This window comes from Enterocloster sp. 210928-DFI.2.20 (assembly GCF_020554465.1).
GTDB lineage: Bacteria > Bacillota > Clostridia > Lachnospirales > Lachnospiraceae > Enterocloster > Enterocloster bolteae.
This window is the reverse complement of record NZ_JAJCHK010000003.1, coordinates 180,461-204,949: the sequence shown is the minus strand read 5'-3', so window position 1 is coordinate 204,949 and position 24,489 is coordinate 180,461. Positions and strand designations below refer to the sequence as shown.

Genomic DNA, 24,489 nt, shown 5'->3' with positions numbered 1-24,489 from the left:
AACAAACATGGGTAAATCAACAGGATTCTTGGAATATGAGAGAGAAGTGGGAAGGGGGAAAACTCCTGAGGATCGGATTAAAAACTGGAATGAGTTTCACGCTTCCTTAAGCGAGGAGGAACAGAGACGCCAGGGGGCCAGGTGTATGGACTGCGGTGTGCCCTTCTGCCAGTCAGGCATGATGATTGGAGGGATGGTCAGCGGATGCCCCCTGCACAATCTGGTGCCTGAATGGAATGATCTGGTGTATACCGGCAACTGGAAACAGGCATACAACCGGCTAAAAAAAACCAACAGCTTCCCGGAGTTCACCTCCAGGGTATGTCCGGCACCCTGCGAAGCGGCCTGCACCTGCAGTCTGTACGGAGATGCAGTGACCATAAAAGAAAATGAGAGAGCTATCATTGAAAAAGCATACAGCAGCGGATATGCCCTCCCTAATCCGCCCTCCATCCGCACCGGAAAAAAGGTGGCGGTTATCGGATCCGGTCCCGCGGGGCTGGCAGCTGCGGACCAGCTGAACAAACGGGGGCACAGCGTCACAGTATTTGAGCGGAACGACCGTGTGGGCGGCCTGCTGATGTACGGCATACCCAATATGAAGCTGGAAAAATGGGTGATTGAGCGCAAGGTAGATGTGATGAAGAAGGAGGGAATCACCTTTGTGACGGGAGCGGATGTGGGCAGGAATTACCGGGCCGGCAAAATCAGGAAGGAATTTGACCGCATCATCCTGGCCTGCGGGGCCTCCAACCCAAGGGATATCGACGTGCCGGGCAGGGACAGTGCAGGCATATACTTTGCGGTGGATTTTCTGAAAGCCACCACAAAGAGCCTGCTGGATTCCGGACTGGAGGACGGAAGTTTTATATCGGCAAAGGATAAGCATGTGCTGGTAATCGGAGGCGGAGACACTGGAAATGACTGTGCAGGCACATCCATCCGGCACGGCTGCGTCTCAGTCACCCAACTGGAGATGATGCCCAAGCCTCCCGCAGAGCGGGCGGAGAACAACACCTGGCCGGAATGGCCCAGAATCCTCAAAACAGATTACGGCCAGGAGGAAGCCATAAGCATATTCGGTTCAGACCCAAGGCAGTACCAGACCACTGTAAAGGAATTCATAAAAGACGGGGAAGGCAAGGTGTGCAAAGCCATAATCACAAACCTGGTTCCCAAAAAAGACGAGGAAACAGGCCGCACCATCATGGCAGCTGTGGAAGGCAGCGAGCGTGAAATTCCTGCCGATCTGGTGCTCATAGCCGCCGGCTTCACAGGAGCCCAGGCCTACGTGGCAGACGCCTTCGGCATAGACCTGGACGCCAGGACAAATGCAGCCACAGAACCCGGCACCTACCGCACCAGCGCAGACCAGATATTCACAGCCGGCGACATGCACAGAGGCCAGTCCCTGGTCGTATGGGCCATACAAGAAGGCCGTGAAGCCGCCAAAGCCGTAGACCGTGATATGATGGGGTATACAAACCTGGCCTAGCTACAAGCAGTGCGCATAGAGACACGGAAGGCCGGGAGGGCAAGCTCGCTTACCCTCCCGGCCTTCCGTGTCTCTATGCATACGGCGCCAGCCGTCCATCTTGAAGGAGCGCAGCGGATTCAAGATGGCAGCACTGCGAACTCACGGAACCGCCAAGAGCCGCCAAAGCTGACGGACAGAGTGATATCATAAAAAATAGAATCATAAAGCATAAAATCATAAAGCAAACACACAATCATAAAGACAACACATGGACACAATAGTCATAACAAGAGCAGATGAATCCACTTGACAGATTCAACATTAAAAATTAGAGTGGAAGGAACAAGAATATTCATAGTAGGCTGATAAAGTGCACTCGACAAACAGAATTTATGGAGGAATTTTTATGAAAAAGATATTAAGTTTTCTTATTGCTGGTATTATGGCCTGTTCTTCAGCCGGTTGTTCACAAAAAAATGCAAATCCGATTAGCTTACCAGAGGAAAGCACCATACAGTCAATTGATGTAACGGTTGGAGAAGAAACGGAAAAATATTCTGACAGTGAGTGGATAAGCCAATGTATATCGTCTATGAACAATGCACAAGCAACAGCGAAAGAATCCGTACAGGATATACCACAAGCTGATGAGTATATAAAAATTGATATAAACACAGAAGATGCAAAAAGCACACTGTTTGTCTATTTAGAAAAAAATGATTATTACATTGAACAGCCCTATCAGGGCATTTACAAGACAGACTCAGCATTTTATCAGACAATAACAGGAAATCATTAATCTCCAGACTACCCAACTATTTAAGAGCATTTTATTGGTAAACAGTGCCTTTGGCGGAAAAGGGGAACGAAAAGGCGAACGAAAAAATACATTTACAGAAGAGGAGAATAGGAATGAAAAACACAGATAGAGGTTATTTTGAACGCTTTTCCTTTGGCGATAGCCCCGAAATGGCAGACGAACTTTTAGCCCTGGTACTTGCCGGAAAGAAAACGGCAACAGTTTCGGTTATATTGGAGGATGAGCAGGCGCCAAGCGTTGGTGATTTATCACTGGTACTTGACGGTCGGAGCACTCCGGCTTGTGTGATTAAGACAGTGCATGTTGAAACCGTCAGGTTTTGCGGCCTGACTTGGGATATGGTAAAACTTGAGGGTGAGGACGAAAACTTTGAACAATGGAAATCGGGCAATATACGCTATTGGACACGGGACGCTGCCAAGCGCGGTTATACTTTTACCGATCAGACACCTATTACGTTTGAACGCTTTGAGGTTGTGGAGGTGCTGTAACAAATAACATATAGTCGATATTATGACACTATGAAAATAAACAGACATATGTTAAAGTAAATCAATCAGATCATATCAAATTATATCAGAGAATATCAGAGTATATCAGAACATATCAGAACATACCCCCGCACCCCCATAAAGAACTCAGTAAAAAAATCCCCACAGTTTCTATTTGACGTCAATAGTCAAAAACTGTATAATTGAGTAAGAATTTGGAAACCTGTGGTGTAACCCAGGGCAGGAGAAGGTTATGATTGCATTGAAAGTAGAGGATGTAAAGACATTTACATCCAAACTGTTCCTGAAGGAAGATTTTGACAGCTTCCTGGTTAAGGAAGTGAACATTGTCACCTACAACAATTTTTCCATCGACGGACACATCAGACAGGGATATTATACAGATGAAGAGCTGGAGGAGAACCAGATTGAATTCTTTTCCTCCTGGAAAGTGCTTCGCCCCGTATGTTTTTCACTAATAAAAGGAAAAAAGCTGCCGGGGAGTTTCCATATCGTCCTGCTGCTTCCTCCTTCGGACACGGAAAAATTCGCTTCCACTTCCGGAAGCGGGATAAGCAGTGAGCAGATACAGGGACTTTATCTGAATATCCGTTACGAAGACGGAGCATTATATTGTGTGACGGGAACTTCGCTGCACCTTTTTACCATGGACAAGACCCTGGAAAATGAGTGGGATAAGGCAGTAGCAAAGTTTATGCGTTCCCATGAGATAGTATGTACCTAACGTACCCGCAGACCCAGTAACGGTACTGTGCTGCGTAAGCCCCGCTGTTTAAAGAGGGATTTACGCAATACAGTACCTATATTTAGTATGTCCCAGGAGAAGGGGGAGGATAACATATGGATAAAATGGAATTGTCTAAGAGACTGGAACAGCTGGTCGGTGAAGCGGCCGCCCAGGAAGGTCGTCTGGAGATGACCCAGGTGCTGGACCATTTCCGGGATGTTCAGATGACGCCGGAAGAGATGGAGGATGTCTATCTGAAGCTGGAGCGCAAGGGTGTCCACATACAGGCTCCCGAGGAACCGGAAGAGGAATTGCCGGAGGGGGACTTTCTTTTAGACGATGATGCCGAGCTGGACCAGCCGTCTCTGGCGAAGGAGGAATTCAGATGGGGAAGAGACCGCCTGGATCCGGATGAGATGCTGGATGGCGGCAGTATGGTTTCCGGCGGGGATGAGGAAGAGGAGGAATACGACGGATATGGCCAGGAGCGGCTTCTGGAAGGCGTGTCCACAGCAGACCCAATCCGTGAATACTTAAAAGAGATTGGTTCCATTGCACTGCTTACACCGGAGGAGGAATCAGACCTTGCAAGACGCAAGTCAGAAGGTGATGTGGAAGCGGGCCGCAAGCTGGTGGAGGCTAACCTGCGCCTGGTGGTCAGCATTGCCAAACGATATACCGGCAGGGGTATGAGTTTTCTGGACCTGGTTCAGGAGGGGAATCTGGGGCTTATGAAAGCAGTGGAAAAGTTTGACTATGCCAAAGGTTACAGGCTCAGCACCTATGCCACATGGTGGGTGAAGCAGTCCATTACCAGGTCCCTGGCGGACCAGTCCAGGACCATCCGGCTTCCGGTCCACATGGTGGAGGCGGTAAATAAAATCCGCCGTGCCCAGCGCAGCCTGTCTGTGAAGCTGGGACGTGAACCGTCTATGGAGGAAGTGGCTGAGGAAGTAAACATGTCCGGGAAAAGAGTGGCGGAGCTGATTCAGGCATCGGGAGATACCGTATCCCTGGAGACCCCGGTAGGTGACGAGGAAGGCTCCAATCTGGGGGATTTTGTGGCAGATGACGCCAATGCCTCCACAGAGGATAAGGCAGAGAGTTTTCTTTTGCGGGAGGAGATTGACAGCATGCTTCAGGGGCTGAATCCACGGGAGCGTGAGGTCATCATTCTGCGTTTCGGCCTGGAGACCGGGCATCCCCTGACCCTGGAGGAAGTGGGGAAACGGTTCAACGTGACCAGGGAGCGCATTCGGCAAATTGAGACAGCGGCTCTCAGAAAGCTTCGTAATCCTTCTAAAAGCAAGAAAATCAGGGATTTCCTTCCGTAAAAAAGGGATATAAGTGTAAGAGATAAAACGCACCATTCGTGCTTTACCTCTTACACTTTTTTTATGATTATGGAAGTAACTGCTCTGGTTAGACCCTTTTTATGTATGTGGATTGATGCTATTATCAAATTTTCATTAAATCTCATTTTGTTACCTGGTTGTAACCCAAATTTGGTAGACTAAATTTAGTTGATTACGGATTTATCCCAGATGATACAGGTGATAAAGATAATGAGAGGAGTGACAGGGTGAACAGTCAAAAAAGGGGTGGGGGAAGAATGAGGACATTATATGATTTACAGAAACGGTGGTTAGCGTTCCTGCTTGCGGCAGCTATGGTACTAACAAATGCGGGTACCGGAATAAATACTGTTTATGCGGCAGACTCGGCAGAAACTGTTGCATTTACGATGGATGGTACCAAGTTGCTGAATGCAGTCCGGGAGTCTATTGTCAGTGATAATCAGGTGTCTGTCAGTGACCTTGATTTTACCAATGGAAAGGTTGCAGAATTCGAAAGCATGTTTTTCGGAGAGGGAAAATTAATGGAAGTATTCCCGGAACCGGAAGGCGGAAGTGTGGATGTGGAGTTAAGAGTGTTCATACGAGTGCCGGAAGATGCTGATGATATGTATATGGTAACAGGTGCTGAAGAGATTATTTTTTTATATGTGAACAACGGGGAAGATACCATTAGCTGCACCACCAATATCATAAGGTTTGATAATGGAGAAGAAAAGGTCAAAAAGACCAAACGGATTACTGTAAAGAATTTTGATGCGGCATATGGGGATGAGGAAGTTAATTACATTTCTAAGCCTGTAGAGGAGACGACAGCTCCTGATTCCACCGTACCATCTAAAGAAGAAACCGCAGATGGCACTACCACAGTTGTTCCGGATGAGAGTGAGACAAGCGCACCAGCAGAGGAACATACGACTGCTTCAGAAGAGGCAGGCACGGCTTCGACAGAGGGTGAGACTGAGACTTCTACAGAAGCAGCTGAAGCAGCTCCTACCGGTGAAGCAACCACAGATTTGGAAACTACTGAGGAAAAAACTCAGGAAGCAACTCAGGAAGCAACAGAAGCAGAGACAAGAGAAACAGAAGCTCCGGAGACGGAGGCAGCAGTTGAACCGGAAGCAGCAGATGGTGAGCCAGTGGCATCTATTATCCGCCGTTACGCTCCTGTAGTTGGTGACAGTGAAACCGGAGATGTTTCGGAACTGCCGAAGGCAGAGATGGTAAAGGAGTCTGAAACAGATACAGAATCAGAAGTTGTTGATAAAACAGAGAAAAGTACAGAAAAAGCAACGGAGACGGGCAACCAGGAAGAGACAGAACGTACATCAGAAGAGAAATCGGATGACACAACAAAAGCAGCACAGGAAGTAATTACATCAGCAGCGGATGATACCGCAGAGGAAACAGCGGCTGCACCCGGGAATAGTGAAAGCAGTGAAACTATACCAGAAAGCAGTGAAACTGTACCAGAAACTATAGTCGAAACAGATGTGCCGGAAAAACAGCCGGTAGCAACACCATCTAACGGAACTGAAAAAGAGACACAAAATGACACTGTAAAAACAGGCATAAGTGGTTTGGTTGGTCTTGGTAACTGTGCCACAGCAAAAGCATATAGAACAACGCTCAGTAAGCTGAATATCATGGCTGAGAGGGTCATTGTCTCCACTGTAGCGGACGATGGAGCTGTGATAGCAGTATCTGGTTCGGAAAAAGCCATGGAAAATATTGCGGATGTTAAGGCCGAAGTTATGAGCGATACTGATGGCTTTGTAGAAAGGTTAAACTCTGAACTAGCTGCTTCAGGTGAAAAGGTTGACTGGATTGCTGTTTATGATGTAACTGTAATAGATGGCACTGGAAATGAAACACAGCCCAATGATGAGGTGAACGTATCCATACAGGTTCCGGAGATAGTTGGAAATGAGAGTGAGGTCGGCGCGTTCCATGTAAAAGAATTTACAGAGGGTGCGCAGGAATATGAGATAGAGATAAAAGACGCGGTTGTAGATGCGTCTCAGGGAATGGTAGAGATGGAGACGGACAGCTTCTCTCCTGTAGGTGCTTTCTCTGTTATGTCGGCGGCTGCAGGTTCTACCTATAAATCCTGGGAAGACAGCAGTTGGAAGACAGATCCGATTATACTTGCTCCCACATCAGATGGTATCGAATTTTCATATGAAATATTAAATTCTAATTATAAAAATTTTGAGGCAGTCATAGAAATTACCATTGGGGAAAATGTGGACGCCGATGAACTGAATATTAATCTTCAAGATTATATCATGGAAGAGATTATCCCCAATATAGATGATTATATGTGGAATGAGACACAGGCAGGTGATAAATATCAATTTAATGTAAAAATCATTAATAAGTCCCAGCTTGATTATCAATACAAAGCTAATAGTTTTGTTTATACAATTCTCAATGACGGCGAGGATTCTGGCTTCGATTCATATACCGGTCAGATCATTCCTAAAGGAACTGTAGTGTGGAACATGGGAAATACAGCTCTTGCCTCTCTGTTCAACTGCACAGTAGACAGGGTTCCTTCCTATAACAAATGGAATCTGGACAATTTCAAATTTACAGATTCAAAAGGAATATCCCATGACTATACCGGAGTTGAGGATTTGGTCCGGTATTATCTTGATTTCTACAATGACAAATATGATTTGCAGGTAAAACAGCTTGACCAGTTTCCGGATTATGTGATAGCCGAGATTTTTGGATTTAATCCCACGCCTAATTGGGATATAGGATTTCAGGGCCAGAATGTTGGAGCGCGTACAACGGATTATGAATTAGCCGAAGTGGCTTACAATTATTTTTATAATTCATGTCTGCGGTTATTTGTAAATACAGATAGTTATGATAGGGATGGGCTGGACCGGTATTATTTAGAGAGTGTGGATGCATCAACCTATTCACTTGGAAGCCATATGCGAAGCCGTAATGATTATGGCACCACTATGATGGAACCGTACTTTGCAGGTGCATTTTCCAACATTCAATCCGGTTCTTCAAATAAATTGGAGAATAATATAGTCATGGCTTTGGATGGTGACTATACAACTGATGCATATCAGGTGAATCACTTTGGTTTCACATTTGGTTTTCAGCTGGAAAAGCCGGCGCCAGTATCAGGAACCGTTGTATTTAATGGTGAAAAGGTATTGACTGGACGTGATTTTTCGGAGGATGATGAATATACCTTTTCCTTGAAAAAGAATGATTTTGAAGTTGACAGGATTACTATAAAGCCGTTTGAAAACACCAGGTTTAAACTGGCAGACATGCTTGCCGCTGACGAGACAGGAACACAGGTTGTGTATTCCATCTCTGAAGTGGGAGGTGGTACCACTGTCAATGAGGTGACTTATGATAATACCGTATATCAGGGGATGTATGAAATAATTTTTGATGAATCGAATAACACATTGATTGCCGTATATGCTGGCGGAAGTAATCTGGAACAAGGCGTGATTTTTACTAATGTATACAGCCATGGTTTCACACCAGAGACTCCAGGCGGAGGCAGCGGCGGCGGGGGCGGCGGGGGCGGAGATAATTCAGGCGGACACCGTGCCACTCCGGATATTAATGGTCCCGGCATAACCATTAATCCGGAGGAAGTGCCATTGGCTTCTCTTCCTGATGCGCCTGTTGTTATTGATGAAGATGAAGTTCCTCTGGCACCATTGCCGAAAACCGGTCAGGGGACTGGCGGAACCACATTTACTATGCTGTTGTCTGGTCTGCTCCTTGTTCTGACAGCCATAAGTAAGAAAAAGAGGGAAGAATCCTGATGGTTAATTAAAACAGGGCTTAACCAACCAATCAAAAACGCTCTCCGTGCAAAAGAATCCGGAGAGCGTTTTTGACTCATTATTCGTCCATGTCAGGGCCGGTTAAGGAACACAGATATCTTATCGGACAGAATCATAATAACGATTTTTCACCAGGCTGTTCATAAAACCATCAACATCCATTTCCGCTCCGGTACTGCAAATCCTTACAGTAGTTAAAACAAAATCATTTGACTGGAAAAAGCAGTGAACATTTGACCAGTGTTTCTGATAGTCCCCAACATAACCAGTCAATTGGACATGGCTCCATGGGCCAGAACGGTATTCTTTAGTATCTCTTAAAACAACAGTTGCTTTTAATGTGGTTTGGACCGCATCAGCATTTCCGTCCTGAAAACTGGCATCTGTTGTGCCCTCTGCCGTTCTGAAATAGTCGGCTTAGTTTCTATAATCGTTAATGCTGAAGCCAATCAGCCGGGTTCCTTGCGTATCCTCAAAACGGGCAGAATTTCCATCAATCCATTGCCATGTATGGGCCAAATATGTGCCGTCGTTGTTTAAATACTTCCAATACTCCCCTTCCTGCTGTGTCCAGATAGGATGCGGAAAATGTGTTCACAGTATAGGCGTCCGTAATGGCGGCCGCAGAAATCCATAATGGCCGCTGCATAAATCCTGTCTTTGACATTTTAAGTTTATTTTGATATAGTTACTTATTATAGCGATGCAGGCGTACCTGCATGAGCTGAGTAAAATAGGTTGAACAGGTCTGCTGCTGATGTTTCTGCGTACAGTTTCATCGAAAAGGCAGTTGGCGGGTTCACTGTTTTGTTCGGCTCTTTTTATTTTGGGAGGAAAACATATGAACGCTGTTATATGAAACGTATTACAGCCCCAAAACTGCCGTCAGATGGAAAACCCATCAGGATATATTACATTAAAACGAAAGGTGAATTAATATGAATCTGAAAAATAATAATCAATTACATTTTGAACCGGTAAATAGTGAGAACCGAATGGAAGCCGAAAATCTGTCGGTCTTTTCTGAACAGTCCGGATTTATCGAAAGTGTAGGCGAATGCTTACAAGAAGCGGACAACTTAAATCTATGGCGGCCTGTTTGTATCTATGATGGAGATATACTGGTTGGCTTTGCGATGTACGGCTATTTTCCTTCCCCTTTTCCGGGACGGTTATGGCTGGATCGGCTGCTGATTGACAAGAGATATCAGGGAAAAGGATATGGGAGGCAGGCCGTGCTTGCCTTGCTTGACAGACTCCATGCCGAATATTCAGACAGCACGGTATATCTCAGTGTGTATGAAAATAATACAAGGGCAATCCGCCTTTATGAACAGATTGGTTTCTGCTTTAATGGCGAATATGACACGAAAGGCGAACATGTGATGGTGTATCTTTGGGAGAAAGGAAGGGAGGGAAAATAAAATTTTTGTTATGATATAAGATACTTTTTAATTCCGTAAAAATTAAGGAAAGATACATATATAAGTCCGCCTCTTTATGATAAAATTGCAATATATAATTGAGCGATAGATGTTTGGTAATACGAATGGATGGAAGATTAAACTGCACATACCATGGGAGGAGAATTCTATGAAACGATACGCACAACTTGCATTTTTAAAAGCACTGGTAATTACGGTTGGCTTTGATTTGATTTGTATTATTTACGGGGTGATATCCGGTAATCCATATAGAATTTCATTGCTGGGTGGCGTGCTCCTTTTTGCAGTCCTGTTCTCTATCGGGTTAATAGAATATTTATGGAAGAACCGAAAGAATTAAGGAGGTTACAGATGAAAAAAGTCACATGGTTAAGAACTTTAGTGACTGTAGTGTTATCAGTAACAGTTGTTTCAATGGTATATGTCTTTACAAAAGGCTGGCCTCTTATGCGTCCTCCCAGGATGGAAGATATCAAAGAGGTGACAATGACAGATACAGAATCCGGAGTTAAAAAAGAGTTTGTTGATGAAGAAAATAAAGAGCTGGCTGTTAAACTAATAAATTTTTTAAATTATGTTCCTTTTTCCACGGCATCGGATACATATGAACCGCTTATAATAATCACCTATGTTTTGGACGATGGTACTGAAATAAAAATATCCGCAAACAATACGGAGGTTTTCTTTAATGGTAATGGTCATCAATTAAAGGATGCTGAAATCTTTGGTAATTTAACGAAGGCAGTTTTCTTTTCGGAAGAGACTGCAAGAGAGAGTGCGCAATAAGGAGAGGGCAATGAAAAAAATAGCTTTGGCACTAAGTATAATATTTATAATCTTAACCTTTGCCGGAGTTGCCTATGTTCTCTATAACAGAGGACAGGTAAATGCAGGATATGCTGTTGTACCTATGGTGTTTTCACTGACTTTTACGTCTTATTACAGGAATAAAAAGTAACATCCTTTGGTGAATTACGCCGCCATTGGAGACAATGAGCCGCGCCCCGGAAACGCCTTGTATTCTCATGGTTTTTCCGGATTTTTCCGGTTTTTTTCCAGACTTTTCCGGGCATTTCTCCAAGGATGCATGACATTTCCCCGCTGCTGTGGTAAACTGTTGGTATCTCAACAAAAAGGCGGTGAAGCTATGTCAAAGAAGGGCTATACCAAGGTGGAGAGGGAACAGGTGGGGCGGGATTTGCTGACGGTGGGCCTGGAAATGCTGTCCCAGCGAGGGCTGAAGGGAACCACTCTCCAGGACATACTCCAGGCTGTAGGCATCTCCAAGCCATTCTTTTACGGCAATTATTACACTTCCCTGGCCGAGCTGGTCATCCATATCATCGACTATGAAATTTCACTTTTGCTCCGGGAAGTACGGAACACTGCGGGAAATAAGGGGATGAGTCTGGAGGAGACTATCTATCATTTTTTGGATATGGTGGTCCACAGCCGTCAGCACCATTTCTTTGTGATGACCCAGGAAGAAGAAATGTGGGTTTATAAACATTTAAGCCCGGTAGAGTTTGAGGTTTACCAGCAGGGACAGGCGCGGTTTTATGAACAGGTACTGGCTCTCTGGCAGATTCCCCAGGAAAAATGCAGTCCCAAAGAGCTGGGCAACCTGATCCTCTCAGTGGTACTGATCTATAACTCGGCGGCCCGGTCGCTCCCTTTCTTCTTTCCGGAGGAGCTGGAACAGACGGCCAAGGCCCAGGCAACCGCCCTATCCCGTTATCTGGCCTCTCTGGCCGATGCGGACAAATGACAACAAACAGCGCACCATTTAAGCGGTGCGCTGTTTTTCTATGCGCAGGTCTTGCTTTTTTTCCGGCTTTTATGTATAATTCACTTAATTACTAATTGAAAACAAAAGTAATTAAATGCATACATCGACTGGTCAGGTACCGGTGCAGTGGGATTTGAAAGGATAATAAAGATAAGAATTACAGAACCGTTTATCAGGCTGATTTTCATATGGATTTTATATAAGCCGGATGGAAAGGAGAAACACATGAGCGGCTTATACACTAGATTTATGGAATGGATTATGCCGTTTCTGGAAGCAAACTGGCAGCTCTTTCTTATTATGGCAGGGGCGTTGTTCCTGCTGGGGGCGATCTTCCGCTGGAAATGGGTCTGCGATCCTCAGGGGGAAGATGGATTGGGCTTTCGCGCTTTTGTCTATCGGAACTTTGGAGAAAAAGGGTATCGCATCCTGCAGGGAATCGGCGGAGCTGTCATTATCCTGTGCAGCGCGGTGCTGTGGGTACTGATGTAAAATCAATGATAGAAAAGGAGAATTATCATGGGACTGTTTGGATTTGACCCGGTAAAAGAGGCCGGCGGCTGGGAAGCTGCCATGACTGAGGAAGAAATTGCTGAGATGGAGAAAAAGGGATATGATATGTCCTCTGTCCGAGGCAGGCAGACGGAGATGGCCGTGCAGGAGGAGGCGGACAAGGCCGCATTTGCGGACCGGCGGAAAGCTGCCGCCGTCCCTACGGATTTGAATAAGCTGACGCCTTACCGCTCCACCCCACGCAGTGCGGAAAGCTGCTTCTTTCGGGATGTGGCCGGAAAGGCGCCCTTCTTTGGCAGGGAGAAATGGCGGGAGAAGTATGCCAATGCCCCCATGGTCTACGGTGCGGTGGTACAGGCCAACAGCGACCTTTGGCTCCCCGGTACAGGAGAATATCTTCCTGAGGTTTTTGTATTTGCCCTGGACAGCCCCCATATTTACGATGTGGAATGGCTGAGGGACACGGCGGAGAAAATCAGTGAGATGAAAGTAAGCAGCGCCGTACCCGCGGACTGTCAGGAGTTCATCCACATCCTGCGGGACGATCAGAGCGAGTTCTGCTTTCCGCTGGGGGCTTCTCTGGCTGACGGCGCAGACGCATGGTGCGTCACCTTTAAATTCGACAAGCAGGCGATCCTGCCGGGAAACCGTCTGCCGGAGGATGGGATTGTGCCGTTTTTGCTGGAAGCGCGGCCGAAAAAGCAGATGCCCATTCAGCTTACACCAATTCCCGGAAAATATTATCAAGCATGATAGTTGAGAAAGAGCTTCGGACCGCCATGAATCCTTCCATTCAAAGACTGGATTATTAGCACTCAACAAAAATGAGTGCTAATTTTTTATTGACATTTTATTCGTCTCGTACTAAAATGTATTTTGTGAGTAAACATTGCAAAACATGAAGAACTATTATTATATAAGAAAGAGGCGGATAAAAGATGGCAAAGAAAGGCAGTTTATCAATTACAAGCGAGAACATTTTCCCAGTAATCAAGAAATGGCTGTACTCTGACCATGACATTTTCTACAGGGAGCTGATTAGCAATGGCAGCGATGCCATTACCAAGCTTAAGAAACTGGAGCTCATGGGCGAGTACGAGAGACCGGAGGATTTGGAGTACAAAATCCAGGTGTCCGTGAATCCAAATGACAAGACCATAAAGATCACAGACAATGGACTTGGCATGACCGAGGACGAGATTGACAAGTATATTAACCAGATTGCATTTTCCGGTGTTCAGGATTTCATGGAGAAGTACAAGGACAAAGCCAATGAGGACCAGATTATCGGTCATTTCGGACTGGGCTTCTATTCTGCGTTTATGGTTTCCGACAAGGTATCCATTGACTCCCTGTCCTACCAGAAGGATGCCAAACCAGTCCACTGGGAATCAGAGGGCGGCATTGACTTTGAGATGGAGGAAGGGGATAAGGCTGAGGTGGGAACCACCATTACCTTATATCTGAACGAGGACAGCACCGAGTTCTGCAACGAGTACAGGGCCAGGGAAGTGATTGAGAAGTACTGTGCATTCATGCCTGTGGATATCTTTCTGGACAATGAGACAGCGGAGCCACAGTATGAGACCATTGAGAAGGACGAGCTGACCGACAAGGATACCGTGGTGGAGACCGTAATCGAGCCTGCCAGGACCGAGGAGAAGGAAAAGGAAGACGGTACCAAGGAAACCGTGGAAATCGAACCTTCCAGGGAAAAATATAAAATCAACAAGCGCCCTGTGGCCTTAAACGACACCAATCCTCTGTGGAACAAGCATCCCAATGAGTGCAGCGAGGAAGATTATAAGAGCTTCTACCGCAAGGTGTTCAGGGATTACAAGGAGCCGCTGTTCTGGATACACCTGAACATGGATTATCCATTTAATTTAAAGGGCATCCTGTACTTCCCGAAAATCAATATGGAGTATGACAGCCTGGAGGGAACCATCAAGCTGTACAACAGCCAGGTGTTCATTGCAGATAACATCAAGGAAGTGATCCCGGAGTTCCTGATGCTTTTAAAGGGTGTCATCGACTGTCCGGATCTGCCTCTTAACGTGTCCAGAAGCGCTCTGCAAAATGATGGATTTGTGAAGAAGATATCCGATTACATTACAAAGAAGGTAGCGGACAAGCTGTCCGGCATGTGCAAGACAGACAGGGAAAATTATGAGAAATATTGGGACGACATTGCACCCTTTATCAAGTTCGGATATATCAAGGATGAGAAGTTTGCCGAAAAGATGGGAGATTTCATCCTGTACAAGAACCTGGAGGGCAAATACCTGACCCTTCAGGACTGCCTGGATGAGAACAAGGAAAAGCATGAGAATACCATTTTCTATGTGACCAATGAAAAGGAACAGAGCCAGTACATCAACATGTTTAAGGAAGAGGGCATTGACGCGGTGATTATGCCTGCTGCCATAGACAGCCCGTTTATCTCACATGTGGAGCAGAAGAAGGAAGGCCTTAAGTTCCTGCGCATTGATACGGACCTTAACGCGGCGTTCAAGGAAGAAGTAAAGGAAGACGATGAGGAGTTCAAGAAAACATCCGAGGAGCTGACGGAATACTTCAAAAAAGCCCTGAACAATGACAAGCTGGACATCAAGGTTGAGAAGATGAAGAATGCGGGAGTGGCTTCCATGATTACCATATCCGAGGACACAAGACGTATGCAGGATATGATGAAGATGTACAGCATGGGCGGTATGGATATGGGCATGTTCGGGGGTACGGGAGAGACTCTGGTGCTCAATGCCAACCATCCTCTTGTGCAGTATGTACTGGGTCATAAGGAAGATGCCAATACATCCAAGATCTGCGAGCAGCTGTATGACCTGGCAAGCTTAAGCCACGGCCCTCTGGCTCCGGAGCGCATGACAGCATTTGTAAGCCGCAGCAATGAAATCATGATGATTATGGCTGGCGAAAAAACAGATTCTGAAAAAACAGAGTAATCCTGCATAACACACGGTATTATAACAAGAACCATTACAAAAGTATGGGAACTGGTTGCAAGAGGGAACTTTTGAAACCAGTTCCTATTTGCGTTGCACGGGCATTCTAAATCGGTTATACTGGAAATATCTTATAGTAGGAAGGAGAGGGGTTGTATGAGAGGTAAACGTTTTACGGCAGTGCTGCTTAGCGCAGTACTGACTGCGGCAGGCGCGATGACTGCCTGGGCGCTTCCCACGGGGCTCAGCACCATCGCGGGCAGTACGGTGAGAAGCAGCATGGCTGGATTTGAGGCCACATTTCCGGCAGGTTTTGAGGTGGGAAGGTATGGAGGTAACCTGGGATTAGATTATCTGTCCTATATGGAAGAGGACGGGGTGAAGATTGATTTCATTGCCGCTGCCATTGATGAGGAGAATGAAAGCTATCTTGCCATGGCCGGCATAGTGGCAGACCTGGAAGGCGAGAGCCTGGAGGGAGTCATGCAGGAGATGCTTCAGATGCTGGGCCAGGATGCATCCTATGGTTCCTATGTAGCCATGGGGACGGCCGGCATAGCAGGAGCTGGCTATTACTCTGTTAAGATTAATTACGGAGCCCTGATGGCGCAGTATATGTCTGCCTGGATGGGAAGTTATGACATGACCCCGGAGGAAAAGCAGGAATATGACGCCTACATGGAAGAACTGTCCAACCGTATGTTCCTGGATGTCTACATGAGGGAGATTGGCGGAAACTGTTACATGCTGGTCCAGATCTATTCCGGTGACCAGGCAGGAAACGCAGCCCTGCTTTTAAGCCAGATGCAGCCATACGCAGGAGGCGGCTGGAGCTATACGGATGCAGGCGGATGGCAATATCACCACGGGGACGGTACCTTCGGCACCAATGAATGGGCCTTGGACGAGAACGGCCTTACATACCGTCTGGACGGCAACGGCCAAATCATGTACAAAGCATGGATTGAAGAAAACGGAAGGTGGAAATATGTGGATGAATTCGGCCACATGGTGACAAACCTGACCAAGACCATAGACGGCAGCCAATATACCTTTGACGCCCAGGGCTACATGGTAGAAGGAAGCCAGCGGCCGGCTCAGGCCTATGAAACAGGCACCATATCGGGAAAGACCTACAGCAACCGCTGGGCCAATCTGTTTATGAAGTTCCCTGAGGCAGCAGAACTGATGCTGGGCGACGGAAGCTATTACAGCTATCCCTTGGAGGCTGGTGAGAATATGTACTACTGGTACGATGGAGGAACCGGCTACCTGCTTACCATAGACTACACCGATTCCACCCAGCAGCTGGACCGCTACCTGGAATGGCTCATTGATTATGCGGGCTATTATGATTACACAGTTGACAGCACAGGTACTGTAAACATGGGCGGCTACGAATACAAGTATATAAAGACCTCCGGCCAGAACAGCGACGGCACCACGGAGCATGAGGACACCTACTTCCGCCAGATAGACGGCAAACTTATGGAAATCTCCATCGAATACACCGGCGACCGTCAAGCCACCATTGACCAGATTTTATCAGCCATAGAGCAGGCCCGCTGAGAAGCCGGAATGATATAAAAAACCGGAATGAAATTTCACACAGACAATAACATTAACAATCACACCAGCATCAGCCGTATTTTTTACCTCCCCATTTAATCCTTATGAATGGGAGCAGGCAGGGCAGGAGAGGCAGGGGTATCTGCGGGGTAAGAAGGCCAAAAGCCTTCTTACCCCGCAGCCGTCCAATCATCCGCAGCCGTCCAATCATCCGCAGCCGCCCGTTTCCACCAACGGGGCTATCACCCCATCCGGTCCTTCTTCCAAAAAATCAGTCCAAAAAATCTCCATAAAACTGGAAACATATAAGCATTGCATTTTACCATCCATACTGTTATAATAAGTAGTAATGAATACTACATGTGAAAAGACATGGATAAGAAAAACCGGAGGACATAATTATGACCTATAAGATTATCGGGGATAGTTGTCTTGATTTAACAGAGGATATGAAGAAGGATCCCAGATTTCAGATGATTCCGCTGACACTGCAGGTAGGCAGTGCCCAGGTGGTGGATGATGAGACATTTGACCAGAAACGGTTTATAGAGATGGTAAAGGCGTGTCCGGAATGCCCAAAGACAGCGTGTCCGTCACCGGAGACCTTTAAGGCTGCATTTGAGGAGGCGGAAGCGGAAGCAGTATTTGTCATCACTCTGTCCAGCCACCTCAGCGGAAGCTATAATTCGGCGGCAGTGGCAAAGAAGCTGTATGAGGAGGAGATGACGGAAAAAGGTATGGCGGAGCAGGCCAAGAAGGTGGCTGTTATTGACTCGCTTTCCGCATCCTCAGGGGAGTTGAATATTGCCCTCTTTATCCAAAACCTGTGCGATTCCGGACTGGAGTTTGATGAGGTGGTGGAGAAAACCCTGGCATACAGGGACGGCATGAATACTTACTTTGTGCTGGAGAGCCTGGATACACTCCGCAAGAACGGGCGTCTGTCGGGCCTGCAGGCTTTTTTTGCCACAGCCCTCAACATCAAGCCTGTTATGGGCGCGGATACAGGAACCATCATCAAGCTGGACCAGGCCAGGGGAATGAACAAGGCCCTTCAGAGAATGTGCGATATTGCGGTAAAGGAAGTGGCGGACGCGGCCAGTAAGATTGCGGTTGTCTGCCATGTGAATAACCCTGAGCGGGCTGAATACGTAAAGGATGAGCTGGCTAAGAGGGTGGGATTCAAGAAGATTGTGGTTACCAACGCGGCAGGCGTGGCCACTGTATATGCCAATAATGGAGGGATTGTACTGGCAGTCTGATGTCCGCCAGGAGAGGTTTTATGAAGAGAACAGGATGTATTGTGGCAGCAGCCTTATTATTAGGGCTGCTGCTGGCCGGTATTACGGGATATTTAATATGGCACTCAGCACAGGACAAATATGTCAGGGCTGAGATGGTAGGTGTCTCGGGAGGCACCGGCGTGGCTGGCGTGGAGGCGCCGGAACCGGAGGAAGGGGACGGGGCAGAAACAGGCGGCGCCGCAGATTCGGACGGCGCCCAAGGAACAGACGGCCTGCAAGGAATGGACGGCGCCCAAGGAACAGACGGCCCGGATGCAGCGGATGGCGGTTTATCCGCCCATTCAGACAATGCTGAAGCACAGGGGCCCGGAACAGGAACATCGGATGAGGACTCTCCGCTAAAACTTGTATTTGCAGGGGATATCCTTCTCTCAGACCACGTGCTGGGCGCATACCGGAAAGCAGGCAATATAGGCGGAGTGGTGGACAGCGGATTCCGCCAGGTGATTGACGGCAGCGATATCTTTATGGCAAATGAAGAATTCCCCTTCAGCAGCCGCGGAACAGCTGCTGCTGATAAGCAGTTTACCTTCCGGCTGCCGCCTGAACATGTATCCATGTTTCAGGAGCTGGGAATAGATATCGTGACCCTGGCCAACAATCACGCTCTGGATTTCGGTACAGATGCCCTGCTGGATACATGCAGCACCCTGGATGATGCCGGAATCCTGCGGGTGGGAGCCGGAGCCAATCTGGAGGAAGCCAAAAAGCCGGTATTCATGGAGGCAAAGGGCCGCAGAATCGGGTTCCTGGGCGCGTCCAGGGTCATACCGGAGGGTTCCTGGAACGCCACTTCCAAGGGACCGGGCATGCTCACCACCTATGATCCGTCCTTGCTGTTGGAGGAGATCAAAAAGGCCAGGGAAGTCTGCGATTACCTTGTGGTATATGTGCACTGGGGAATTGAACGTGACGAGCGGCCCCAGGAGTACCAGAGGACCCTGGGACAGCAGTATATAGACGCGGGAGCCGACCTTGTGATAGGCAGCCATCCCCATGTACTGCAGGGGCTGGAATATTATAAGGGCAGGCCTATCGTGTACAGCCTGGGTAATTTTGTGTTCGGCAGCAGCATTCCGAAAACAGCTCTGCTGACCGTGGAATGGGACGGGGAAGACGCGCTGCTGCGGCTGGTGCCGGGCACATCCTCTGGAGGATATACCAGGATGCTGGAGGATGAAGGAGAAAAGGCGGGTTTTTACCAGTATATCACATCCATTTCCTATGGCGTGACGGTTGGGGAGGATGGAATTGCGGCGCCGGTGGAGGAAAAGGCGGCAGAGTAGGAGGAATCAGGGACATACCTTTTTCCCTGCCAGGTGTTCCTCTCCTTGAAACGGCGGTGCAGGGTGTTTAATACCAGCCGTTTGTTGCCGCTCCACAGAGGGGCCAGGAGAAGGGATTTTGGACCGTCCCCTGTCAGGCGGTGAATGGTCAGTTCAGGGGGAAGGATTTCCACACAGTCTATGACAAAATCAATGTATTCCTCCATTGTGAATATGGGAAAGGGATTGGTGCGGCAGTAATCTGCCAGGCCGGTCCCTTTTAAAATGTGGAGAAGCTGGAGCTTGATTCCGTCTATGGGGCTTTGGGCCAGATAATGTACGGTTTCCGCCATCATGAGCCTGGTCTCGCCGGGCAGGCCCAATATGACATGGACAATGACGGTCAGGCCAGCTGCCTTAAGGCGTCTGAGGGCGTCCTCAAACACAGGAAGTCCGTAACCACGGCGGATAAAGGCGGCGGTGGAATCATGGATGGTCTGGAGGCCCAGCTCCACCCATACCGGTTTCACACGGTTTAAATCCTTTAACAGGCCGATAACCTCAGGCTCCAGACAGTCCGGCCTGGTGCCGATGGACAGGGCTGCGACGGCAGGATGGGAGACTGCTTCCCCAAACAATTGCTTCAGATAGGGCAGGGGAGCGTACGTATTGGTGTAGGACTGGAAATAGGCAATATAAGAACCCTGTGAGCCGTCAGGCATCTTTCTCTTTACCTGAGCCATGGCCTGCTCGATCTGCCGGGAGACAGCCGTCTGTCTGGAAGCGGCAAAATCACCGGAGCCGCCTTGGCTGCAAAAGATACAGCCCCCTGTTCCCAGAGTGCCGTCCCGGTTGGGACAGCTCATGCCTCCGTCCAGGGACAGCTTATAGATTTTCCGGCCGAACTGCTGCCTCAGCTCATAGTCCAGGGAGTGATATGGTTTTCCGTTCCATTCCATTGTAAATACCTGCTTTCTTACATGATACTGTTTTAAGAGATTATAACAGCAAAGCATGTCCGGTGTCATCTTTATTTAAAAAAACATATAAAGACAGGAGAATATTGTATTGTTGTTTTTGTGCCATGTGTGATAAACTGAATTCAGAAGTTTCAGAAAAGATAGGAGAGGTAAGTCATGAAGGTAAACGAGACAGTAAAACTGCTGGAGAGCGGCGCCGCCAGGACTCTTATGGCGCAGCTCTACGGGGAAGACGGGGTAGAGGCTAATGTAAAGCGCTATGAGGATTTGCTGGCCGGGTATGAGAAGATGTTTGGCGGGGAAGGGGATGTGAAGCTGTTTTCCTCACCCGGCAGAACGGAAATCAGCGGCAATCATACAGATCACAACCACGGCAAGGTGCTGGCAGGCAGCATTAATCTGGACTGTGTGGGGGCGGCCGGAACGAATGAATCCAATCAGGTACATATTGTCAGCGAGACATATAACCAGGATTTTACCATTGATCTGAACCATCTGGAGCCCAGTGAGAAAAAGGCGGGAACCGTGGACCTGGTAAAGGGACTTCTCCAGGGATTTAAGGATTCCGGCTACCGTGTGGGCGGATTCAACGCGTATATCACCAGCAATGTCATAAGCGCGGCAGGGGTCAGCTCATCAGCCTCCTTTGAGATGCTGCTGTGCTCCATGCTCAACACATTTTTTAATGAAGGCCGTATGAGCACCGTGGCATATGCCCATATCGGCAAGTTCGCTGAAAACAACTACTGGGACAAGGCGTCCGGCCTGCTGGACCAGATGGCATGTGCTGTGGGCGGCCTTATCACCATTGATTTTATGGAGCCGCTGGTACCTAAGGTGGAAAAGATAGACTTTGACTTTGGTTCCCAGGACCACAGCCTGATAATTGTACAGACCGGCAAGGGCCATGCTGACCTGAGCGCGGATTATTCCTCGGTTCCCGCGGAGATGATAAAGGTGGCCAGGTATTTTGGAAAAGAGGTATTGTCCCAGATTTCCGAGGAACAGGTGATAGACAACCTGGCAGAGGTACGGCAGTTTGCCGGGGATCGATCCGTGCTGCGCGCACTGCATTTCTTTGAGGAAAATAAAAGGGTGGAGGCAGAGGTCCTTGCCCTTAAGGAGAACCGTTTTAAGGATTTCTTAAACAATATAACGGCATCCGGCAATTCCTCATGGAAATGGCTCCAGAACTGCTTTACCAACAGCGATTACCAGGAGCAGGGAATCACGGTTACCCTGGCGCTTACGGAGCTGTTCATTGCAGAAAAGCAGAAGGGGGCCTGCAGGGTCCACGGAGGAGGCTTTGCCGGCGTTATCATGGCAGTGCTGCCCAATGAACTTGTGGACGAATTCATACACTATATTGAAAAATGCACAGGAGAGGGAAGCGCTTACCGAATGAGCATCCGCCCATACGGAGCCATCTGCTTTAATGACCTGATTTAGCCGCGTACTGCTTTTTTCGACATAAAACGCCGTGATTTACGGGGCTCACGCTTACAGTTCCCGCGGATTCCTGTGGTAAGGCGGGGGGATTTGCGGTATAATGATGTCAGAGTATGCGGGTATCAGACATGCTCTGGAGCAATCAGAACAAGAGGAGGACTGAGCGGGTATGATTGGCGAAAAAACATTGGAACTCCTGAAGCAGGTATTGGCTGAAAGCAGCTATACGGTTGCCATCTGCGGTTCCGGGATGATGGAAGAGGGAGGCATTCTGGGACTTAAACAGGAAGGACGGGCTTATGAGATTGAACAGAAATATTCGGAATCACCGGAGGAGCTGTTTCACATTTCCTGTCTGTCCAGAAGGCCGGAACGATTCTATGAATTTTACCGCGAGGAGATACTGAAAAAGATTCCTGACATGACTCCGTCTGTCAGGGCGCTGGCCAGGATGGAGGAAGAGGACAAGCTTCAGTGTATTGTTACCACCAATATTTTCGATTTGCCGGAACAGGTGGGCTGCCGGAATGTGATTTACCTTCACGGAAGCATATACAAAAACAGGTGCCCCCACTGCGGCAGGCTGTATTCCATGGAAGAGATCAGGGATTCCAGACATGTTCCTCATTGTAAGAACTGCAAAACCATGATACGTCCCGGAACCTCTCTCTACGGGGAGATGGTGGACAGCAGCATCATGAGCCGTACCACGGAGGAGATAGCCAGGGCCGACGTGCTCCTGGTGCTGGGAACCAGTCTGCGGTCAGAGGTATACAGCAACTACATACGGTACTTCCAGGGCAGGAAGATGGTAATTATCCACCGTATACCCAGGCCCCTGGATGAGAAAGCCGATATGGTCATATACGACCTTCCCCAGAATGTCCTTCCCCTTCTGGTGGATGGCGGGATTTAAGGGAGCCGGAAATACCTTCCGGGAACATTGGCAGCTGAGTGGGATAAGATGGGAAATTAGTAAAGGCCGGAGATGGTTCCGGCCTTTTGCACGTCTATGTCTGTTTATTTTCTGTGGAAGGAATCCAGCAGCTGGTTCTTTGTGTGCCACAGCTCATTGGACAGGTCCACATGGACTGTGTGGGGGTTGATGAGACGCTTGGACTCATCCCACAGGGTATCCAGCTCTTTTTTACAGTAGGCCTGGATATCCATTACCTTCGGAGACTGGTACACGCACCTGCCGTCCAGGAAAATGGGGATCATCAGTTCACGCATGGTATAGCTGTCTGGCGCCAGCATGGTCTTTTTCCATGTCTCTAAGGGGTCGAAGAGAAGGAGGGAATTGCGAGTGTCGAATTCCTCGCCCACCAGACAAATCAAATCTGCTATGATTTTGCCGGTGGCCTTATCATAAATCCTCTGTATGGTCTTGTTGCCCGGGTTGGTGATTTTCTCCGCGTTTTCGGACAGCTTGATTTTCGGCACAAACTGGCCTGTGGCCTTGTCCATCACAGCAGCCAGTTTGTATACGCCTCCGAAGGACGGACAGTCTTTGGCTGTAATCAGGTTGGTGCCCACTCCCCAGGAATTGATGGTGGCTCCCTGCATTTTCAGGGAGTTGATCAGGTTCTCGTCCAGGTCGTTGGAGGCGGAGATCACTGCGTCCGGGAATCCGGCCTCGTTGAGCATCTTTTTGGCCTTTTTGGACAGGTAGGCCAAATCACCGCTGTCCAGACGGATGCCGTAGAAGGTAAGAGGAATACCGGCTTCTCTCATCTCCTTAAATACCTGGATGGCATTGGGAACGCCGGAACCTAAGGTATCATAGGTATCCACCAGCAGAATGCAGGCGGAAGGATAGAGCTTGGCATAGGTGCGGAAGGCGGTCAGCTCGTCGGGAAAGCTCATAATCCAGCTGTGGGCATGGGTTCCCTTTACCGGGACATCGAACATTTTCCCGCAGAGTACATTGGAGGTGCCGATGCATCCGGCTATCATGGCTGCCCTTGCTCCGTAGGTGCCGGCATCCGGTCCCTGGGCCCTGCGCAGTCCGAATTCCATGACGCCGTCGCCCTTGGCCGCGTAGACGATGCGCTCTGTCTTGGTGGCAATGAGGCTCTGGTGATTGATGATATTGAGCAGCGCTGTCTCGATGAGCTGGGCCTGCATAATGGGGGCAATGACCTTGACAAGGGGTTCCCTGGGGAAAACCACGGTACCCTCCGGAATGGCGTAAATATTGCCTGTAAAGCGGAATTCATTGAGATAGCTCAGAAAGTCCTCCTCAAACATATCCAGGCTTCTCAGGTATTCAATGTCGCTGTCATCAAAATGCAGGTCCTCAATGTACTCAATGACCTGCTGCAATCCGGCACAGATGGCAAAGCCGTTGCCGTGGGGATTGGTCCTGTAAAACATGTCGAATACAACGGTTTCGTTGGCGTCCTTTTCTTTGAAATACCCCTGCATCATGGTTAGCTCATACAGGTCTGTGAGTAAGGTAAGATTTCTCTGCTCCATATAGGTT

The 24,489-nt window shown here is 48.2% G+C and carries 21 protein-coding genes; 19 read left to right on the top strand and 2 right to left on the bottom strand.

Annotated elements, in window-relative coordinates; translation table 11 throughout:
• Positions 1 to 7: 7 nt before the first annotated feature.
• From LI015_RS05345 to LI015_RS05265, 17 genes are all read left to right on the top strand, one after another.
• On the top strand, positions 8 to 1,495 hold the full coding sequence (locus LI015_RS05345) for a glutamate synthase subunit beta (RefSeq protein WP_002564781.1): 1,488 nt from the start codon (positions 8 to 10) through the stop codon (positions 1,493 to 1,495).
• 388 nt (positions 1,496 to 1,883) lie between these two features.
• Entirely contained in the window at positions 1,884 to 2,276 is a 393-nt protein-coding gene (locus tag LI015_RS05340; protein ID WP_118017988.1) for a DUF5301 domain-containing protein, read from the top strand.
• Positions 2,277 to 2,389: 113 nt separating this feature from the next.
• Positions 2,390 to 2,788, top strand: a complete 399-nt coding sequence (locus LI015_RS05335) for an ASCH domain-containing protein (RefSeq protein WP_195631687.1) — start codon at positions 2,390 to 2,392, stop codon at positions 2,786 to 2,788.
• Positions 2,789 to 3,041: 253 nt separating this feature from the next.
• On the top strand, positions 3,042 to 3,533 hold the full coding sequence (locus LI015_RS05330; RefSeq protein WP_002564778.1) for a DUF5721 family protein: 492 nt from the start codon (positions 3,042 to 3,044) through the stop codon (positions 3,531 to 3,533).
• A gap of 116 nt (positions 3,534 to 3,649) precedes the next feature.
• On the top strand, positions 3,650 to 4,870 hold the full coding sequence (locus tag LI015_RS05325; protein ID WP_002564777.1) for a sigma-70 family RNA polymerase sigma factor: 1,221 nt from the start codon (positions 3,650 to 3,652) through the stop codon (positions 4,868 to 4,870).
• A gap of 278 nt (positions 4,871 to 5,148) precedes the next feature.
• Positions 5,149 to 8,706 (top strand): doubled motif LPXTG anchor domain-containing protein, encoded by a 3,558-nt coding sequence (locus tag LI015_RS05320; protein WP_227124278.1) that lies wholly within the window; start codon positions 5,149 to 5,151, stop codon positions 8,704 to 8,706.
• A 959-nt stretch (positions 8,707 to 9,665) separates the two neighbouring features.
• Complete coding sequence (locus LI015_RS05315; RefSeq protein ID WP_117626197.1) at positions 9,666 to 10,151, top strand: GNAT family N-acetyltransferase; 486 nt, start codon at positions 9,666 to 9,668, stop codon at positions 10,149 to 10,151.
• A 169-nt stretch (positions 10,152 to 10,320) separates the two neighbouring features.
• On the top strand, positions 10,321 to 10,512 hold the full coding sequence (locus LI015_RS05310) for a hypothetical protein (RefSeq protein ID WP_119204561.1): 192 nt from the start codon (positions 10,321 to 10,323) through the stop codon (positions 10,510 to 10,512).
• An 11-nt stretch (positions 10,513 to 10,523) separates the two neighbouring features.
• Positions 10,524 to 10,958 carry a hypothetical protein gene (locus LI015_RS05305; protein WP_002564772.1) on the top strand — a complete coding sequence of 145 codons (435 nt, stop codon included), beginning with the start codon at positions 10,524 to 10,526 and terminating at the stop codon, positions 10,956 to 10,958.
• Between the two features lie 10 nt (positions 10,959 to 10,968).
• Positions 10,969 to 11,130 carry a hypothetical protein gene (locus LI015_RS05300; protein WP_002564771.1) on the top strand — a complete coding sequence of 54 codons (162 nt, stop codon included), beginning with the start codon at positions 10,969 to 10,971 and terminating at the stop codon, positions 11,128 to 11,130.
• 189 nt (positions 11,131 to 11,319) lie between these two features.
• Positions 11,320 to 11,940, top strand: a complete 621-nt coding sequence (locus LI015_RS05295) for a TetR/AcrR family transcriptional regulator (RefSeq protein ID WP_002572555.1) — start codon at positions 11,320 to 11,322, stop codon at positions 11,938 to 11,940.
• A gap of 246 nt (positions 11,941 to 12,186) precedes the next feature.
• Positions 12,187 to 12,453, top strand: a complete 267-nt coding sequence (locus tag LI015_RS05290) for an immunity 17 family protein (RefSeq protein ID WP_119204595.1) — start codon at positions 12,187 to 12,189, stop codon at positions 12,451 to 12,453.
• 27 nt (positions 12,454 to 12,480) lie between these two features.
• A complete protein-coding gene (locus LI015_RS05285; RefSeq protein WP_227124277.1) occupies positions 12,481 to 13,227 on the top strand; it encodes a hypothetical protein in 747 nt (248 codons plus the stop codon).
• 185 nt (positions 13,228 to 13,412) lie between these two features.
• Positions 13,413 to 15,437, top strand: coding sequence for a molecular chaperone HtpG (gene htpG / locus LI015_RS05280; RefSeq protein ID WP_002564767.1), 2,025 nt, complete (start codon positions 13,413 to 13,415; stop codon positions 15,435 to 15,437).
• 156 nt (positions 15,438 to 15,593) lie between these two features.
• Complete coding sequence (locus LI015_RS05275; protein WP_002572553.1) at positions 15,594 to 17,006, top strand: hypothetical protein; 1,413 nt, start codon at positions 15,594 to 15,596, stop codon at positions 17,004 to 17,006.
• 401 nt (positions 17,007 to 17,407) lie between these two features.
• On the top strand, positions 17,408 to 18,268 hold the full coding sequence (locus LI015_RS05270) for a DegV family protein (RefSeq protein WP_227124276.1): 861 nt from the start codon (positions 17,408 to 17,410) through the stop codon (positions 18,266 to 18,268).
• 20 nt (positions 18,269 to 18,288) lie between these two features.
• On the top strand, positions 18,289 to 19,596 hold the full coding sequence (locus tag LI015_RS05265) for a CapA family protein (protein WP_227124275.1): 1,308 nt from the start codon (positions 18,289 to 18,291) through the stop codon (positions 19,594 to 19,596).
• Here LI015_RS05265 and LI015_RS05260 read toward each other — a convergent pair.
• On the bottom strand, positions 19,533 to 20,534 hold the full coding sequence (locus LI015_RS05260) for a TIGR01212 family radical SAM protein (protein WP_227124274.1): 1,002 nt from the start codon (positions 20,532 to 20,534) through the stop codon (positions 19,533 to 19,535). The genes LI015_RS05265 and LI015_RS05260 overlap by 64 nt on opposite strands.
• A gap of 177 nt (positions 20,535 to 20,711) precedes the next feature.
• Here LI015_RS05260 and LI015_RS05255 point away from each other — a divergent pair, with 177 nt between their 5' ends.
• Both LI015_RS05255 and LI015_RS05250 read left to right on the top strand, forming a co-directional pair.
• Positions 20,712 to 22,004, top strand: coding sequence for a galactokinase (locus LI015_RS05255; RefSeq protein WP_227124273.1), 1,293 nt, complete (start codon positions 20,712 to 20,714; stop codon positions 22,002 to 22,004).
• A 169-nt stretch (positions 22,005 to 22,173) separates the two neighbouring features.
• Complete coding sequence (locus LI015_RS05250) at positions 22,174 to 22,920, top strand: SIR2 family NAD-dependent protein deacylase (RefSeq protein ID WP_117626205.1); 747 nt, start codon at positions 22,174 to 22,176, stop codon at positions 22,918 to 22,920.
• A gap of 104 nt (positions 22,921 to 23,024) precedes the next feature.
• On the opposite strand, the gene LI015_RS05245 is transcribed toward LI015_RS05250, so the two are convergent.
• The gene (locus LI015_RS05245; RefSeq protein WP_002572548.1) at positions 23,025 to 24,482 is read right to left on the bottom strand and encodes a nicotinate phosphoribosyltransferase; all 1,458 of its coding nucleotides are present in this window, start codon (positions 24,480 to 24,482) and stop codon (positions 23,025 to 23,027) included.
• Positions 24,483 to 24,489 lie beyond the last annotated feature (7 nt).

Excerpts from the sequence above, each read along its gene's own strand:
- LI015_RS05345 (WP_002564781.1), top strand. The coding sequence starts at position 8 with ATGGGTAAATCAACAGGATTCTTGGAATATGAGAGAGAAGTGGGAAGG.
- LI015_RS05340 (WP_118017988.1), top strand. The coding sequence starts at position 1,884 with ATGAAAAAGATATTAAGTTTTCTTATTGCTGGTATTATGGCCTGTTCT.
- LI015_RS05335 (WP_195631687.1), top strand. The coding sequence starts at position 2,390 with ATGAAAAACACAGATAGAGGTTATTTTGAACGCTTTTCCTTTGGCGAT.
- LI015_RS05330 (WP_002564778.1), top strand. The coding sequence starts at position 3,042 with ATGATTGCATTGAAAGTAGAGGATGTAAAGACATTTACATCCAAACTG.
- LI015_RS05325 (WP_002564777.1), top strand. The coding sequence starts at position 3,650 with ATGGATAAAATGGAATTGTCTAAGAGACTGGAACAGCTGGTCGGTGAA.
- LI015_RS05320 (WP_227124278.1), top strand. The coding sequence starts at position 5,149 with ATGAGGACATTATATGATTTACAGAAACGGTGGTTAGCGTTCCTGCTT.
- LI015_RS05315 (WP_117626197.1), top strand. The coding sequence starts at position 9,666 with ATGAATCTGAAAAATAATAATCAATTACATTTTGAACCGGTAAATAGT.
- LI015_RS05310 (WP_119204561.1), top strand. The coding sequence starts at position 10,321 with ATGAAACGATACGCACAACTTGCATTTTTAAAAGCACTGGTAATTACG.
- LI015_RS05305 (WP_002564772.1), top strand. The coding sequence starts at position 10,524 with ATGAAAAAAGTCACATGGTTAAGAACTTTAGTGACTGTAGTGTTATCA.
- LI015_RS05300 (WP_002564771.1), top strand. The coding sequence starts at position 10,969 with ATGAAAAAAATAGCTTTGGCACTAAGTATAATATTTATAATCTTAACC.
- LI015_RS05295 (WP_002572555.1), top strand. The coding sequence starts at position 11,320 with ATGTCAAAGAAGGGCTATACCAAGGTGGAGAGGGAACAGGTGGGGCGG.
- LI015_RS05290 (WP_119204595.1), top strand. The coding sequence starts at position 12,187 with ATGAGCGGCTTATACACTAGATTTATGGAATGGATTATGCCGTTTCTG.
- LI015_RS05285 (WP_227124277.1), top strand. The coding sequence starts at position 12,481 with ATGGGACTGTTTGGATTTGACCCGGTAAAAGAGGCCGGCGGCTGGGAA.
- htpG (WP_002564767.1), top strand. The coding sequence starts at position 13,413 with ATGGCAAAGAAAGGCAGTTTATCAATTACAAGCGAGAACATTTTCCCA.
- LI015_RS05275 (WP_002572553.1), top strand. The coding sequence starts at position 15,594 with ATGAGAGGTAAACGTTTTACGGCAGTGCTGCTTAGCGCAGTACTGACT.
- LI015_RS05270 (WP_227124276.1), top strand. The coding sequence starts at position 17,408 with ATGACCTATAAGATTATCGGGGATAGTTGTCTTGATTTAACAGAGGAT.
- LI015_RS05265 (WP_227124275.1), top strand. The coding sequence starts at position 18,289 with ATGAAGAGAACAGGATGTATTGTGGCAGCAGCCTTATTATTAGGGCTG.
- LI015_RS05260 (WP_227124274.1), bottom strand. The coding sequence starts at position 20,534 with ATGGAATGGAACGGAAAACCATATCACTCCCTGGACTATGAGCTGAGG.
- LI015_RS05255 (WP_227124273.1), top strand. The coding sequence starts at position 20,712 with ATGAAGGTAAACGAGACAGTAAAACTGCTGGAGAGCGGCGCCGCCAGG.
- LI015_RS05250 (WP_117626205.1), top strand. The coding sequence starts at position 22,174 with ATGATTGGCGAAAAAACATTGGAACTCCTGAAGCAGGTATTGGCTGAA.
- LI015_RS05245 (WP_002572548.1), bottom strand. The coding sequence starts at position 24,482 with ATGGAGCAGAGAAATCTTACCTTACTCACAGACCTGTATGAGCTAACC.